We start from the raw sequence: 15,508 nt of genomic DNA, 5'->3' as shown, positions 1-15,508 counted from the left end.
GGCACCAATGGGGGAGCGACCGCACGCTTTCAAGGCCGGGCACGGCAACCTATCGACTTGGCGTGGCACAACGGTGACCATGCCGCCATCCGGCCACAGAGGACCCCGGCACCCCGTGAACGACGAGCAGGCATTGCGCGACGAACTCCTCGCCCAAGCGCGGCGACTGGGCGCCTCGGGCCTGAGCCAAGGCACCTCGGGCAATCTAAGTGCCCGCCACGGCGACGGTTTCCTGGTCACACCCAGCGGGATGCCCTACGACGAATTGCGCGCGGAGGACCTGGTACGAGTGGACATGCAGGGCCGCTACGAGCACCGCCTGCGCCCTTCCAGCGAATGGCGCTTCCACCGCGACATCTACGCCGCCCGGCCGGACGCGGCCGCCGTGGTCCACGTGCACCCGCCCCATGCCACCGCCCTGGCCATGTGCCGCATGGACATTCCCGCCGCCCACTACATGATCGCGGTGGGCGGCGGCGACTCGATCCGCTGCGCCGGCTACCACACCTATGGCACCCAGGCCCTCTCCGATGCCGTGCTCGAGGCCCTGGACGGCCGCCTGGCCTGCCTGATGGCCAACCACGGCATGCTCGCCGTGGGCAGCGACCTGGCCCAGGCCATGTGGCGCGCGGTGGAGGTGGAGACGCTGGCGCGACACTACGCCCTGGCCCTGCAGGTGGGCAGGCCGGTGCTGCTGACGGACGGGGAAGTCGCCGATGTGCTCGCGACATTCGCCAACTACGGACTGATGTCACCGAGGTCGTGATGCCCGATACCGTCCTGCTCTGCTATTGCACCTGCCCCGACGCCGCCAGCGCGCAGGCCCTGGCCGGGGCGCTGGTGGGCGAGGGCCTGGCCGCCTGCGTGAACCGCATTCCCGCCGTGCAGTCAACCTATCGCTGGAAGGGCGAGGTAACGACCGACAGCGAGGAACTGCTGCTTATCAAGACCACCGCCTCCCGCTTCGCCGCGCTGAAGGAGCGGGTGCTGGCGCTGCACCCCTACGAGTTGCCGGAATTGATCGCCGTGTCGGTCGTCGACGGCCACGCCCCCTACCTGGACTGGGTGCGCGATCCAGGTTGACGCGACGGGTGTAGGTGTGGGAGCGCACCCTGTGCGCGACTGCGAGCGACTAGGGATGAGTCGCGAGGGTGCCAAGTCTGGCTATCAGTCGCCCGCTTGCATGCCGCGACGGACCTTCGGGCTTGCAACCTCTCGCTCCGCCACCGTCGCGCACAGGGTGCGCTCCCACATTAATTGCTGCGTTGCCGATAGCCCGCCTTCGTCATTCCGGCGACTGCTGACAGGTTCTGACACTGCAGCCGATTAAGGTGCCTACCTACCCCCCGTCACTCCGGCGCTGGCCGGAATGACGAGCAAAGGCTCGCGGTTCCCACAGATTAAAGACCAGACCATCATGAAACCCTCCGACATCGCCGCACTGCTGTTGCTGGGAGCCATCTGGGGCGCCTCGTTCCTGTTCATGCGCATGGGCGCCGACGAATTCGGCGGCATGGCGCTGGCCGACATGCGCGCCATCGGCGCGGCGGTCTGCTCGATCCCGCTGCTGACCCGCCCGCGGCTGGCGGAAATGCGCACGCACTGGCGCGATATCGCCGTGATCGGCCTGGCCAACTCCGCGCTGCCGTTCGTGCTCTTCTCGTACGCGGCGCAAAGCCTGCCGGCCGGCGTCTCGGCCATTTCCGATGCCATCGCGCCGCTGCTGGTGGCGCTATCGGGCTGGCTGTGGCTGGGCGAGAAGCTGAGCGCCATGCGCGCCAGCGGACTGGTGATCGGCCTGACCGGCGTGGTCTGGCTGGTGGCCGGCACGGTGGGCTTCGGCGGCGGCCACCGGGCTTCGGGCTGGGCCATGGCGGCCTGCGTGGGCGCCAATGTCTGCTACACCTTCGGCGCGCATTACTCGCAGCGCTGCCTGCGGGGCGTGACGCCGCTGAGCGTGGCGACCGGCAGCCAGCTCGCCGCCGCGGTGATGCTGCTGCCCTTCACCGTGTGGCTGTGGCCGGCGAAAACCCCGGGCCTGCCCGCCTGGCTGGCGGCGTTGGGCCTGGCCGCGCTGTGCACCTCGCTCGCCTATGTGCTGTTCTACGGCCTGATGGTACGCATCGGCGCGGCGCGCAGCATGGCGGTGCTGTACCTGATCCCGGTGTTCGGCGTGCTGTGGGGGCTGCTGTTCCTGCGCGAGCCGGTGACCCTGGCCATGGCGGGTGGCTGCGCGGTGATCCTGCTGGGCGTGGCGCTGACCACCGGGCTGCTCCGCGGGCGCATGCCGGCGCCAGCGGGCGGGGTGGCCGCGGAACGGCGTTGAACCATCGCGGTCCATCACGGCACTCAACTGGCTGAGCCATAATCCCCGTTCGCCGGCCCTCCCCAGTGCCGGCCCTTCTCCGCTGGAGCCGCAATGCGCCTGATCCGTCCCGGCCGCCTGGCCGCCTGCCTCGCCACCCTGCTCTGCCTGCTGTCGCTCGCCCTGCCCACCCTGGCGCAGGACGACCTTGACGGCCTGCTGCCGGTGACCGAGGCCTACAAGCTCAGCGCGGATACGTCCACGCCCGGCGTGGTGAAACTGCACTGGGTGATCGCGCCCGACTACTACCTCTACCGCGGCCGCATGAAGTTCAAGGCGGGCGACGGCGTCACCCTGGGCGAGGCGCAGTTGCCCGACGGCGAGAAGCACCACGACGAGTACCTGGGCGACGTGGAGACCTACCACCATGGCGTCGACGCCAGCGTGCCCTACACGCTGGCCCCCGGCGCCAACCGGCTCAAGCTCAGCGTGCAGTACCAGGGCTGCCACGAGGTGGAGCCGAAGATCTGCTATCCGCCGCATACCGAGCAGCTCGACCTGACCCTGCCCGGCGGCGACACCCTGGGCGCCGCCCTGGGCAAGCTCGGCGCCGGCAGGAACGGCGACGGCGCCGCGCTGCCAGCGGAACAGGCGTTCCACCTGGAAGCCCTGGCCACCGACCGCCAGCACCTGCTGCTGCGCTGGACCATGCCCAAGGGCTATTACCTGTACCGCGACCAGACCGCGCTGCGCCTGAAGGACGCCGATGGCCTGTCGCTGGCCCCGCCCAGTTGGCCGGCCGGCGTGACCCACGAGGACGCGCACTTCGGCAAGACTACGGTGTATTTCGACCAGGTCGAGCTGCCGGTGGCGATCCAGGGCGATACCACGGGACGCAGCGCCATCGCGCTGGAGGCCAGCTTCCAGGGCTGCCAGGACGGCGGCCTGTGCTATCCGCTGATGACCCGCGCGCTGGATGTTTCGCTGTCCGGCGCCGCGCCCACCTCGGGCACGGCGGCCGAGCCGGCCCCGGAGATGCCGCCCGCGCATGGCGGCGATGCCGAGGTAGGCCTGGCCTACGCCCTGCTGCTGGCGCTGGCTGGCGGCCTCGTCCTCAACCTGATGCCCTGCGTGCTGCCGGTGCTGTCGATCAAGGCGGTGTCGCTGATCGAAAGTGGCGAAAGCCCCGCGCGCCGGCGCGGCCACGCGCTGGCGTACACGGCCGGCGTGCTGCTCAGCTTCGTGGTGCTGGGCCTGGCGATCCTGGCACTCAAGGCCGCCTGGGGCGTGCAGTTGCAGAACCCGCTGCTGGTGGCGGCGCTGTCGCTGGTGATGCTGGCGGTGGGCCTGTCGATGTCGGGCGTGGTGCAGTTCGGCGCCTCGCTGGGCAACGTGGGCAGCTCGCTGGCCGGCAAGCAGGGCCTGCGTGGCGACTTCTTCACCGGCGTGCTCGCCGTGGTGGTGGCCAGTCCCTGCACCGGCCCCTACATGGGCACGGCGCTGGCCTACGCGCTGGCCGCCCCGGCGCTGCATGCGCTGCTGATCTTCCTGGCGCTGGGCATCGGCCTGGCGCTGCCGTTCCTGGCGGTGGGCCTGGTGCCGTCGCTGGCCCGCCTGCTGCCCCGGCCCGGCGCCTGGATGGAGACGCTCAAGCAGGTGCTGGCCTTCCCGATGTACCTGGCCGCCGCCTGGCTGGCCTGGGTGTTGGCGCACCAGCGCGGCGCGGACGCGGTGGGCCTGCTGCTGGCCGCCGCCGTGCTGCTGGCGATGACCCTGTGGTGGTTCGAGCGCAGCCGCTGGCGCGGCGTGGGCAGCCGCGCCCTGGTCGCCGTGCTGGCGGTGCTGACCCTGGTGCCCCTGTATGCGCTGGTCCGGCTGCCGGCGGAAACGCCCGCGGCGGTGGCCGCGGCCGACGGCACGGTCGCCTTCACCCCGGCCCGGCTGGCGGAGCTGCGCAAGGCCGGCACGCCCGTGTTCGTGGACATGACCGCCGACTGGTGCATCACCTGCAAGGCCAACGAGCACACCGTGCTCAATACCGATGCCTTCCATGCGCTGCTGAAGAAGACCGGCGCGGTCTACATGAAGGGCGACTGGACCAACGAGGACCCGGCCATCACCGCCTTCCTGCAGCAGTACCACTCGCCTGGCGTGCCGCTGTACGTGGTGTTCCCCCGGGATGGTGGCGAAGGCCACAAGCTGTCCACCGTGCTGACCCCGTCGCTAGTGGAAGAGGCGCTGACCAAGGCGGCGGGCACGCCGGTCGCCAGCACCCCGTGATCAACCGCGGCACCGCGACCATCCTCGGTTTGGCCGTGCTGGTCGCCGCGCTGGGCGGCTGGCTGCAGCACGCCAGCCGGCAGGCCCGGGTACCACCGGGCACGAAGGTCGCCGAAATCGGCGATATCGCCCCCGATCTCGCCCTGCCCGGACTGGATGGCCTGGAGCACCACCTGTCCGAGTACCGGGGCCGGCGCGTGCTGCTGAACTTCTGGGCCAGCTGGTGCGGACCCTGCCTGAAGGAGATGTCCGAGCTGGTGCGAGCCCAGACAAACGTCGGCGAAAAGCAGGCGATCGTCATCGGCATCGCCATGGACGAGCCCGAACGCGTACGCACCTTCCTGGCCGCCCGCCCGGTGAACTATCCCATCCTGATCGGCCGCCTCGACAGCCCCAGCACCTCCCTGCAACTGGGAAACGTCGGCGAACTGCTGCCCTTCAGCGTGCTGCTGGACGCCAACGGCCGGATACTGGCAACCCGGCGCGGCGCCCTGGACGCCGCCCGGCTGCGCGAGTGGCTGGCGCCGGCCGCGCCCTGATGCTGTTTTGCGCAGCCATACGTCACCGCACGGTCAACGCTTAACTTCTCCTTCAAACATCGCCGAACTGCGCCGAACTGGACAATAACGGTTCGGACGCGCACACTCCGCGCCGGACGCCGGCCCCGCTGGCGGAAATCCAAGGTACCGCGTGGCGAAGATCCTGGTCCTGCACGGACCCAATCTCAATCTGCTGGGCACCCGCGAGCCGGAGGTCTACGGCCGCGATACGCTGGCCGACATCGATGCCCTGCTGGTGCAGCGCGCCCAGGCGGCCGGCCATGGCCTGGAGGCCTTCCAGTCCAACGCCGAGCACGCCCTGATCGACCGCATCCACCAGGCCCGCCTGGACGGCACGGCGATCATCCTCATGAACCCCGGTGCCTTCACCCATACCAGCATCGCCCTGCGCGACGCCCTGGCCGGCGTGGCGATCCCGTTCATCGAGCTGCACCTGTCCAACGTGCATGCGCGCGAGCCGTTCCGCCGCCATTCCTACCTGTCCGACCTCGCCGCGGGTGTGATCTGCGGTTTCGGCGCGGACAGCTACCGGCTGGCGCTGGACGCCGCGCTGCTGCGGCTGGACCGCAGCGGCTCCGCCTCCTGACCGTCGGCCGCCCCCATTCCCATCCGGCCGTCCCGGCGGCCTTCACGAACGAAAAGGTTTGAACCATGGACCTGCGCAAGATCAAGAAGCTTATTGACCTGCTCGAGGAATCCAACCTCGCCGAACTGGAAATCAAGGAAGGCGAGGAAGTCGTCCGCCTCTCGCGCGTGCCCAAGGGCGGCGTGGCCGTCGCCGCCACGCCGGTGGTGCAGGCCGCTCCCGCCGCCGCCCCGGTGACGGCCGCCGCTCCGGCCGCCGACGCGCCCGCCGATGCCGGCCTGCCGGCCGGCCACGTGGTGAAGGCGCCGATGGTCGGCACCTTCTACGCTTCCTCCAGCCCGGGCGCCGCGGCGTTCGTGAAGATCGGCCAGCAGGTCAAGGCCGGCGAGACGCTGGGCATCATCGAGGCGATGAAGATGTTCAACCAGATCGAGGCCGACGTAGGCGGCACCGTGCAGGCCATCCTGGTCGAGAACGGCCAGCCGGTGGAATTCGACCAGCCCATGTTCGTGATCGCCTGAGCGCGCTGAATCACCATGCCCATGCTCGAAAAAGTCGTCATCGCCAACCGTGGTGAGATTGCGCTGCGCGTGCTGCGCGCCTGCCACAGCCTTGGCATCAAGACCGTGGCGGTGCATTCCACCGCCGACCGCAACCTCAAGCACGTCGGCCTGGCCGATGAGTCGATCTGCATCGGCCCGGCGCCGTCGGCCGACAGCTACCTCAACATCCCGCGCATCATCGCGGCGGCGGAGATCACCGACGCCCAGGCCATCCATCCGGGCTACGGCTTCCTCTCCGAGCGCGCCGACTTCGCCGAGCAGGTGGAGCAGTCGGGCTTCATCTTCATCGGCCCCACCGCGGACGTGATCCGCCTGATGGGCGACAAGGTGGAAGCCATCCGCGCCATGAAGGCCGCCGGCGTGCCCTGCGTGCCGGGCTCGGGCGGCCCGCTCGGCGACAACGCGGACGAGAACATGCGCATCGCGCGCGACATCGGCTACCCGGTAATCATCAAGGCCGCCGGCGGCGGCGGCGGGCGCGGCATGCGCGTGGTGCGCACCGAGGCGCACCTGGCCAACTCCATCGTGATGACCAAGCAGGAGGCCAAGGCGGCCTTCGGCAACGATCAGGTGTACATGGAGAAGTTCCTGGAGAATCCGCGCCACGTGGAAATCCAGGTGCTGGCCGACGGCCAGGGCAACGCCATCCACCTGGGCGAGCGCGACTGCTCCATGCAGCGCCGCCACCAGAAGGTGGTGGAGGAAGCGCCCGCGCCGGGCATCACGCCCGAACTGCGCGAGCAGATCGGCAAGGTATGCGTGGAAGCCTGCCTGCGCATCGGCTACCGCGGCGCCGGCACCTTCGAGTTCCTCTACGAGGACGGCCGCTTCTACTTCATCGAGATGAATACCCGCATCCAGGTGGAACATCCGGTGACCGAGCTGATCACCGGCATCGACCTGGTGCGCGAACAGCTGCTGATCGCCGGCGGCGAGAAGCTCTCGATCCGCCAGCAGGACATCACGATCCACGGCCATGCCATCGAGTGCCGCATCAACGCCGAGGACCCGGACAGCTTCCTGCCTTCGCCGGGCACGGTGAAGCGCTTCGAGGCGCCGGGCGGCCCGGGCGTGCGCGTGGACACGCACCTGTACGACGGCTACCGCATCCCGCCGAACTACGACTCGATGATCGGCAAACTGATCGTGCACGGTCCCGACCGCGAGACCGCCATCGCGCGCATGCGCCTGGCGCTGGCCGAGACGGTGATCGAAGGCGTGAAGTGCAACGTGCCGCTGCAGCAGCGCATCATGGCCGACGTCGGCTTCCAGCAGGGTGGACAGAACATCCACTACCTGGAAAAGCGCATGGCCGAGCAGAAGGAAAAGGCCGCCACCGGCGGCTGAGGTTTGCTGGCGAGCCGCACGCGCGGCTCGCCGGCGTCGTCCCGACATGATGTCCGAACTGCTGACCCTTCCCGACGCGATCGACGCGATCACTGCCGCCTTCGATGAAGGCGACGGCTGGGATCGCTATGCATGGGTCTATATCCGCGGCGACATCGCTTCGCCCGAATGCCGCCTGTATCTCTCGCACATCGCCGACGAAGACGATGCGCTGATCGACGACAACGGCGAAGCCCTGCCCGCGTTCGCCGCGCGGCATCACCTGCACCATTTCCTCGAAGCCGCCGATTTCGTCGAGGTGCTGTTCGTACAGCGCAAGCGCAAGCCCGGCTCCAGCATCGCCGACTTCGCCCGCGCCCTCGACCACTACCGCCGTCACGACACCTTCCTGCCGTTGTAGGAAGGCCTCTTTCTGTGGGAGCGCACCCTGTGCGCGACGGCGCCGATGCCATTCCCCTGAGGCAATACTGGCGCTCGCGTCGCGCACAGGGTGCGCTCCCACACGGTGAACCGGGGTTTCGCGCATGGCACGGACATCGGCGACAATACCCGTCTTGTCCGCAGGAACCCGCCATGCCCTGGCTCGAACTCGCCCTCACCATCCGCTCCGAACAGCAGCCCCGCGTGGAGGAAGCGTTGGACGACCTCGGCGCGCTGTCCATCACCCTGCAAGATGCGGATGCGGAAACGCCGGACGAACGGGCGATCTTCGAGCCCGGCGTGGGCGAACTGCCGCTGTGGCCCACCATCACGCTCCATGCGCTGTTCGAGGCCGATACCGACCGGCGCGGCCTGGGCGAGGCGCTGGGCGACCTGCTGCCCTGGCTGGAGCCGGACCAGCTGCGTTTCCGCGACGTGGCCGACGAGGATTGGGAACGCGCGTGGATGGACCAGTTCAAGCCGATGCCGTTCGGCCGACGGCTGTGGATCTATCCGTGGAACATCGAGCCGCCCGCCGACGATGGGCTCGTGGTGGTGCGGCTGGACCCGGGCCTGGCCTTCGGCAGCGGCACGCACCCCACCACCGCGCTGTGCCTGGCCTGGCTCGACGGGCTCGACCTTGCCGGCAAGCGCATCATCGACTACGGCTGCGGCTCCGGCATCCTGGCCATCGCCGCGCTCAAGCTCGGCGCCGCCAGCGCCATCGGCGTGGACAACGATCCGCAGGCGCTGGTCGCCTCGAAGGACAACGCCGAGCGCAACGCCGTCGCCGGACGCCTCGCGCTGTACCTGCCGCAGGACCTGGCACCCGCAACCGCCGACGTGTTCATCGCCAATATCCTCGCCGGCCCGCTAGGCGAGCTGGCGCCTACCTTCGCCGCGCTGGCCGGACCCGGCGCGCCGTTCGCCATCTCCGGCATCCTGCAAGGCCAGGAAGAGGAACTGCTCGCGCGCTACGCCGAATGGTTCGACGAACTGCGCGTGGACATACAGGAGGATTGGGTGCGCATCAGCGGCAGGCGCCGCGGCTGAGCGCCGGTTCACGTACACACCGATGCGCGGGTGATTTGTGGCGCCCGGTGCACTAGGCTTGCCACGAGATCGATATCCGCGGCCCATATGTACGCCCAATGTCCCGATTGCCTGACCGTGTTCTCGCTGAACACGGAAACACTTGCGCAGGCGCGCGGCGACGTCGTGTGCGGGCATTGCGAGGCCGTGTTCGATGCGCTGGCCAGCATCTGCGAGCAGCTGCCGCCCGAGCCCTTCCAGTATCTGCCGCCGCACATGCCCGACCAGCCGCCACGGCTGGATTTGGCCGTCTATCGTCCGCCGGCCGAACTGCCCGCCATCGACGCGCCCGCCAGCGCGTCGACCGATGCGGCGGAAGACGGCGGCCCGCCCGCGGCGACGCCACGCTTCGCGCGTCCGAGGCAACGCGGCGGGCGCTGGCCCTGGATCGTCGCCTCCCTCGTGCTGCTGCTGGCGCTGGGCGCGCAGGTCGCCTGGGCCAAGCGCGAGGCGCTGGTCAGCGATCCCGTCGTCGGTCCCTGGCTGCGCCAGGCCTGCGCCAGCCTGGGTTGCCAGTTGCCGCTGGTGCAGGACACTTCCCGCCTGAGCCTGCTGGCGCGCGACGTGCAGGCGCACCCTTCGGTGCCCGGCGCCCTGCTCATCACCGCCAGCCTGCGCAACGACGCGCCGTTCGCGCAACCCTATCCGGTGGTGACGATCATCCTGTCCGACGCCAACGGCCAGCACCTGGCCATGCGGCGCCTGCGTCCCGCCGAGTACCTGGGCGACACGGCCCTGATGCGCCGCGGCCTGGGGCCCGGCGAAAGCACCACGCTGATGATCGAGGCCGAGGACCCGCAGGGCAAGGCAGTCGCCTTCGAATTCGCTTTCGAATAGCCGTCCATTTCCCCGGCACCGCGCTGGACGCCCGAATCGGCGATGGCGCCGGCCTGCACGTACCGTGCCGTGCCACGTTGCCTTGGCTTTGTCCATAGGACATTTCCTAGACCCAACCCTGGCTGACAACAGAGGCCGTAGGGACTTAAAATTATCGACCCGCGAGGGTAAACTCGCTCCTTCGTCTCGTGCTGCACCCGGTGTTCCATGCGAGCCGCCGCCCGCGGTATTGCCATAAACATGGCAACGGCCAACGTAGCCGTTGCGTCAGAACGTGAGGGGAAATGCCCGTGAACGCCGTAAGACTGGCCGCCAACGAGTCTCCGAAGGAGGCTTCGTCGCAAAGCGCCCTGAGCGAATGCGTCAGTCGTACCGTGCGCCGCTACCTCGCCGACATCGGCGATACCGAATGCGACGAGGGCCTGCACGCACTGGTGATCCGCGAGGTCGAAGGCCCGCTGCTGCGCGAGGTGCTGGCCTGGCATGACGGCAACCAGAGCCGCGCCGCGGCCGTGCTGGGCATCAACCGTGCCACGCTGCGCAAGAAGCTCGCCGCGCACGGCTTGCTTTAAGAAGGGAATGGGGAATAGAGAATAGGGAATAGCTGAAGAGCCAAGGCGCCGTCGCCCGCTCCCGCCATTCCCTATTCTCGATTCCCTATTCCCTGTCCTGGAAGAAGCCACCATGCCCGCTCCTGCTGTCACCCCCATTCGCCGCGCGCTGCTCAGCGTGTCGGACAAGACCGGCCTGATCGAACTGGGCCAGCGGCTCGGCAGGGCCGGCGTGGAACTGCTCTCCACCGGTGGCAGCGCCAAGGCGCTGCGCGAGGCGGGCATCGCGGTGAAGGACGTCAGCGAGCTCACCGGCTTTCCCGAGATCATGGACGGTCGCGTCAAGACGCTGCACCCGAAGGTGCATGGCGGCCTGCTCGGCCGCCGCGGCACCGACGACGCGGTGATGGCGGAACTGGATATCGCGCCGATCGACCTGCTGGTGCTCAACCTCTATCCGTTCGAGCAGACCGTGGCCAAGCCCGCCTGCACGCTGGAAGAGGCCATCGAGAACATCGACATCGGCGGCCCGGCGATGCTGCGCTCGGCGGCCAAGAACTGGAACGACGTCGGCGTGCTCACCTCGCCCGACCAGTACGAGGAAGCCCTGGCCGAGATCGAAGGCCATGGCGGCCTCTCGCGCGCCACGCGGTTCAAGCTGGCGGTGGCCGCGTTCAACCGCGTCTCCAACTACGACGGTGCGATCAGCGATTACCTGTCGGCATTGAAGCTCAACGACAACCTCGACGCCATCGCCGGCCACGATGCGTTCCCCGCGCAGGCCAACGGCCGCTTCGTCAAGCTGATGGACCTGCGCTACGGTGAGAACCCGCACCAGCAGGCCGCGTTCTACCGCGACCTGTACCCGCACGCGGGTACTCTGGCCACCTTCCGCCAGCTGCAGGGCAAGGAACTGTCGTTCAACAACATCGCCGATTCCGACGCGGCGTGGGAGTGCGTGCGCAGCTTCACCAAGCCGGCCTGCGTGATCGTCAAGCACGCCAACCCGTGCGGCGTGGCGGTGAGCCTGGACGGCATCGGCCGCGCCTACGACCTGGCCTACCAGACCGACCCCACCTCGGCCTTCGGCGGCATCATCGCCTTCAACCGCGTGGTCGACGCCGATACCGCACGCGCCATCGTCGAGCGCCAGTTCGTGGAAGTGGTGCTGGCGCCGGGCTATGAGGACGAGGCGCTGAAGGCCTTCGCCAGGAAGGCCAACGTGCGCGTGCTGGAAATCCCGCCGCCGGCCGATGGCGATCTCGCCAAGCCGCATCCGGGCAACGACGTGCGCCGCGTGGGCTCGGGCCTATTGATCCAGACCGCCGACCGCGCCGCGATCAAGCCCGAGGACCTGAAGGTCGTCACCCAGCGCGTGCCCACGCCGACCGAGATCGACGACCTGATCTTCGCCTGGAAGGTGGCCAAGTTCGTCAAGAGCAACGCCATCGTGTACGCGAAGAACCGCCAGACCATCGGCGTCGGCGCCGGCCAGATGAGCCGCGTGTACAGCGCCAGGATCGCCGGCATCAAGGCTGCCGACGAGAAGCTGGAAGTGCGTGGCTCGGTGATGGCGTCGGATGCCTTCTTCCCGTTCCGCGACGGCATCGACGCCGCGGCGGCCGCCGGCATCAGCGCGGTGATCCAGCCCGGTGGCTCGATGCGCGACGCGGAGGTGATCGCGGCAGCGGACGAGCATGGGATGGCAATGGTGTTCACGGGCGTGAGGCATTTCAGGCATTGATGGGCGGGGGGATGTGTGGCGCGCGGGGCGCCGCACCTACCCCACTACCTCGCCCCCACGCCGCACCTCCACCGACCGCGCCGCATACTTGCGCGCCAGCACCGCGCAGGTCATCAGCTGGATCTGGTGGAACAGCATGATCGGCAGCACGATGGCACCCAGCGGATGCCCCGCGAACAGCACCTTGGCCATCGGCACGCCGCTGGCCAGGCTCTTCTTGGAACCGCAGAACACGATGGTGATCTCGTCCTCGCGGTTGAAGCCCAGCGCGCGCGAACCATAGCGCGTCGCCAGCAGGGCGATCGCCAGCAGGATCGCGTTCACCACCAGCAGGCCGCCCAGCACCGGCAGCGGGGTCTGCTTCCACAGGCCCTGCAGCACCGCCGCGCTGAAGGCGGTGTAGACCACCAGCAGGATCGAGCCCTGGTCCACGTACGAGAGCACCGCACGGTGGCGCTGCACCCAGGCGCCGATCCAGCGCTGCGCGACCTGGCCGGCCACGAACGGCACCAGCAGTTGCAGCACGATGGCCCCCACCGAATCCCAGCTCATGCCGCCCTGCCCGTGCGATGCCAGCATCACGCCGACCAGTAGGGGCGTGACGAAGATACCGAGCAGGCTGGAGGCGGAGGCGGCGCAGATCGCGGCCGGGATATTGCCGCGCGCCATCGAGGTGAAGGCGATGGAGGACTGCACGGTGGACGGCAGCGTGCACAGGAACAGCACGCCCAGGTACAGGTCCGGCGTCACCAGCGGCGACAGCAGCGGGCGCAACGCCAGGCCCAGCAAGGGGAACAGCACGAAGGTGCTGGCGAGCACCACCAGGTGTAGGCGCCAGTGGGTCATGCCGGCGATCACCGCCTCGCGCGACAGCTTGGCGCCGTGCAGGAAGAACAGCAGGGCAATGGCCAGGTCGGTCAGGCCGTTGAACACCTGGGCCGTGGTGCCGTGGCACGGCAGCAGGCTGGCCAGCACCACGGTGGTGACCAGGGCGCAGGTGAAGCGGTCGGGCAGGAAGCGGCGCAGGAACATGGCCAGGGACGGGAACGGTGGCGAGGCCGCTATTGGAGCGCCCGGGCATTGATTATTCAAATCGTTTTATTTGATCCGCTGATACACTTTCCCTATGAATATCAGCCTGCGCCAGCTGCGCGTGTTCCTGGCGGTGGCGCGCCAGCAGCATTTCCGGCGCGCCGCCGAGGGCCTGCACCTGAGCCAGCCGGCGGTGAGCCGGCATGTCGCCGAGCTGGAGTCCGAGCTGGGCGTGCGCCTGTTCGACCGCACCACCCGCGAGGTGATCCCCACCGAGGCCGGACGCTACCTGGAGAACGCCGTCGGCCGCGTGCTGGACGAGCTGGAGGGCGTGCTCGACCAGGTGCACTCGGAGAGCGAGCGGCGGCGCGGCAAGGTGCACGTGGCCTCGGTGCCCACGCTGTCGGCGGGACTGATGCCCCAATGCATCGCCGGCTGCGCACGGCGCTATCCGGAGCTCACCATCCAGTTGCACGACCAGGCGCAGACCCAGGTGCTGGACGCGGTGCTCGGCGGCGAGGTGGATTTCGGGGTGGCGATCGCGCCGCCCGCCGCCGGCGAGTTCGACAGCGAACGGATCCTGCGCGATCCGTTCGTGCTGGTGTGCCGCCCCGACCATCCCTTCGCCGGGCTGGACCAGGTGCCCTGGCGTCGGTTGGCGGGCCAGCCGCTGATCCTGCTCGACTATTCCTCCGGCAGCCGCTGGCTGATCGACCGCGCCCTGGCTCGCCGCCATATCGAGGTGAACCTGGTGCAGCAGACCGGCCACACGCTGACCGCCTTCCGCATGGTCGAGGCCGGGCTGGGCATCAGCATCAGCCCCGCGCTGTCGCCTCCGCCGCCCAGCCTGGTGGCGCGGCCGCTAACGCCGGTGGAGCATCGCGACGTGGTGCTGCTCAAGCGTCGCCAACGCTCGCTGTCGCCGCTGGCCGCGCTGGTCTGGGAACAGCTGCGGCAACACGCGCTCACGCGGTCTTGAGCGCATCGCGCCTAGCGTCGCCGTTTTCGGAGAGGAACAGGCCCATGCGCTACCAGCTCTACTACTGGACCGGCATCCAGGGACGCGGCGAGTTCGTGCGCCTGGCGCTGGAGGATGCCGGCGCGGACTACGACGACGTGGCGCGCGAGCAGGGCGACGCCGTGATGATGCCGTTCCTCGACGGCAAGCAGCCGGGCGCGCATCCCTTCGCCCCGCCGTTCCTGCGCGCCGGCCGCCAGGTGATCGCGCAGGCCGCCAACATCCTGGCCTTCCTCGCGCCGCGCCATGGCCTGGTGTCCGCCTCCGCCGCCAGCCAGTGCTATGCGCTGCAGTTGCAGCTGACCATCGCCGACATGGTGGCCGAGGTGCACGACACGCACCATCCGCTGTCCGGGGATCTGTACTACGAGCAGCAGCGCCCGGAGGCGCGCAAGCGCGCCGCCGCGTTCCGCGAGCACCGCATTCCCAAGTTCCTCGGCTATTTCGAGCGCATCCTGGAGGACGGCGACGGCCGGCACAGCCTCGGCCGCCGGCACAGCTACGTCGATCTCTCGCTGTTCCAGCTGATGGCCGGCCTCGACTACGCCTTCCCGCGGGCCATGCAGGGGCTGCGGCGCCGCACGCCTCGCCTGCACGCCTTGGTCGAGCGGGTGGCGGCCCGCCCGCGCATCGCGGCTTACCTCGCCTCGCCGCGGCGGCTGCCGTTCAACGAGGACGGCATCTTTCGCCACTACCCTGAACTGGACAGGGACTAGAACACGGCGATGACGATGGCCCCGGCCACGATCAGCCCGCCGCCGATGGCCAGCGGCCAGCTCAGCGATTCGCCCAGCAGCAGCACGCCGAGCACGATGGCGATGGCCACGCTGAGCTTGTCGATCGGCGCCACCTTGCTTACCGGCCCCAACTGCAACGCGCGGTAGTAGCACAGCCACGACAGGCCGGTGGCCACGCCCGACAGCACCAGGAACACCCAGCTGCTGGCCGGCAGCCCCGACGGGCGCGTCCATTCGTGGCGCAGGCTGAGGATGCCGGCGGTCACCAGCAGGATCACGATGGTGCGGATGAAGGTGGCGAGGTTGGAGTTGATCCCCGCCACGCCGAGCTTGCCGAACAGCGCCGTGAGCGCGGCGAAGAACGCCGAGCCCAGCGCGAACAGCAGCCAGCTGTCGCGCGGGTTCACGCAGGCATCGCCCGGCCGGGCGGCAGCGG

At 69.2% G+C, this 15,508-nt stretch carries 17 protein-coding genes; 15 read left to right on the top strand and 2 right to left on the bottom strand.

Going from position 1 to position 15,508, the window contains the following annotated elements:
- Nucleotides 1–115: 115 nt before the first annotated feature.
- The 13 genes from MJ605_RS14275 to purH all read left to right on the top strand — a co-directional run bounded on the left by MJ605_RS14275 (nt 116) and on the right by purH (nt 12,285).
- Nucleotides 116–766 (top strand): class II aldolase/adducin family protein, encoded by a 651-nt coding sequence (locus MJ605_RS14275; RefSeq protein ID WP_243042204.1) that lies wholly within the window; start codon nt 116–118, stop codon nt 764–766.
- Nucleotides 766–1,083, top strand: coding sequence for a divalent-cation tolerance protein CutA (gene cutA / locus MJ605_RS14270; RefSeq protein WP_243042203.1), 318 nt, complete (start codon nt 766–768; stop codon nt 1,081–1,083). The genes MJ605_RS14275 and cutA overlap by 1 nt, the downstream gene beginning before the upstream one ends.
- Before the next feature lie 334 nt (nt 1,084–1,417).
- On the top strand, nt 1,418–2,326 hold the full coding sequence (locus MJ605_RS14265) for a DMT family transporter (RefSeq protein ID WP_243042202.1): 909 nt from the start codon (nt 1,418–1,420) through the stop codon (nt 2,324–2,326).
- Nucleotides 2,327–2,419: 93 nt separating this feature from the next.
- On the top strand, nt 2,420–4,585 hold the full coding sequence (locus MJ605_RS14260; RefSeq protein ID WP_243042201.1) for a protein-disulfide reductase DsbD family protein: 2,166 nt from the start codon (nt 2,420–2,422) through the stop codon (nt 4,583–4,585).
- Nucleotides 4,582–5,124: a TlpA family protein disulfide reductase gene (locus tag MJ605_RS14255; protein ID WP_243042200.1), complete on the top strand. Its 543-nt coding sequence runs from the start codon at nt 4,582–4,584 to the stop codon at nt 5,122–5,124. The genes MJ605_RS14260 and MJ605_RS14255 overlap by 4 nt, the downstream gene beginning before the upstream one ends.
- A 151-nt stretch (nt 5,125–5,275) precedes the next feature.
- Nucleotides 5,276–5,731, top strand: coding sequence for a type II 3-dehydroquinate dehydratase (aroQ, locus tag MJ605_RS14250; RefSeq protein ID WP_243042199.1), 456 nt, complete (start codon nt 5,276–5,278; stop codon nt 5,729–5,731).
- A 65-nt stretch (nt 5,732–5,796) separates the two neighbouring features.
- The gene (gene accB / locus MJ605_RS14245) at nt 5,797–6,252 is read left to right on the top strand and encodes an acetyl-CoA carboxylase biotin carboxyl carrier protein (protein ID WP_243042198.1); all 456 of its coding nucleotides are present in this window, start codon (nt 5,797–5,799) and stop codon (nt 6,250–6,252) included.
- 21 nt (nt 6,253–6,273) lie between these two features.
- Entirely contained in the window at nt 6,274–7,641 is a 1,368-nt protein-coding gene (gene accC / locus MJ605_RS14240) for an acetyl-CoA carboxylase biotin carboxylase subunit (RefSeq protein WP_243042197.1), read from the top strand.
- Nucleotides 7,642–7,687: 46 nt separating this feature from the next.
- Entirely contained in the window at nt 7,688–8,041 is a 354-nt protein-coding gene (locus tag MJ605_RS14235) for a DUF7716 domain-containing protein (RefSeq protein WP_243042196.1), read from the top strand.
- Nucleotides 8,042–8,214: 173 nt separating this feature from the next.
- Nucleotides 8,215–9,114: a 50S ribosomal protein L11 methyltransferase gene (prmA, locus tag MJ605_RS14230; RefSeq protein ID WP_243042195.1), complete on the top strand. Its 900-nt coding sequence runs from the start codon at nt 8,215–8,217 to the stop codon at nt 9,112–9,114.
- An 87-nt stretch (nt 9,115–9,201) separates the two neighbouring features.
- On the top strand, nt 9,202–9,990 hold the full coding sequence (locus tag MJ605_RS14225; RefSeq protein ID WP_243042194.1) for a zinc-ribbon and DUF3426 domain-containing protein: 789 nt from the start codon (nt 9,202–9,204) through the stop codon (nt 9,988–9,990).
- 284 nt (nt 9,991–10,274) lie between these two features.
- Entirely contained in the window at nt 10,275–10,562 is a 288-nt protein-coding gene (locus tag MJ605_RS14220; protein ID WP_243042193.1) for a helix-turn-helix domain-containing protein, read from the top strand.
- Between the two features lie 112 nt (nt 10,563–10,674).
- Nucleotides 10,675–12,285, top strand: coding sequence for a bifunctional phosphoribosylaminoimidazolecarboxamide formyltransferase/IMP cyclohydrolase (gene purH, locus MJ605_RS14215; protein ID WP_243042192.1), 1,611 nt, complete (start codon nt 10,675–10,677; stop codon nt 12,283–12,285).
- A 36-nt stretch (nt 12,286–12,321) separates the two neighbouring features.
- Here the strand turns inward: purH and MJ605_RS14210 are convergent, their stop codons facing one another.
- On the bottom strand, nt 12,322–13,317 hold the full coding sequence (locus MJ605_RS14210; RefSeq protein WP_243042191.1) for a bile acid:sodium symporter family protein: 996 nt from the start codon (nt 13,315–13,317) through the stop codon (nt 12,322–12,324).
- A 94-nt stretch (nt 13,318–13,411) separates the two neighbouring features.
- Here MJ605_RS14210 and MJ605_RS14205 point away from each other — a divergent pair, with 94 nt between their 5' ends.
- Both MJ605_RS14205 and MJ605_RS14200 read left to right on the top strand, forming a co-directional pair.
- Complete coding sequence (locus MJ605_RS14205) at nt 13,412–14,296, top strand: LysR family transcriptional regulator (protein WP_243042190.1); 885 nt, start codon at nt 13,412–13,414, stop codon at nt 14,294–14,296.
- 44 nt (nt 14,297–14,340) lie between these two features.
- Entirely contained in the window at nt 14,341–15,051 is a 711-nt protein-coding gene (locus tag MJ605_RS14200) for a glutathione S-transferase (protein ID WP_243042189.1), read from the top strand.
- Here MJ605_RS14200 and MJ605_RS14195 read toward each other — a convergent pair.
- Entirely contained in the window at nt 15,048–15,479 is a 432-nt protein-coding gene (locus MJ605_RS14195) for an EamA family transporter (protein WP_243042188.1), read from the bottom strand. The genes MJ605_RS14200 and MJ605_RS14195 overlap by 4 nt on opposite strands.
- Between the last annotated feature and the right edge of the window lie 29 nt (nt 15,480–15,508).

Origin of the sequence: Dyella sedimenti, from assembly GCF_022760995.1 — a bacterium.
In the GTDB taxonomy this organism is placed as follows: domain Bacteria; phylum Pseudomonadota; class Gammaproteobacteria; order Xanthomonadales; family Rhodanobacteraceae; genus Dyella; species Dyella sedimenti.
This window is presented reverse-complemented; position numbering and strand designations above follow the sequence as displayed.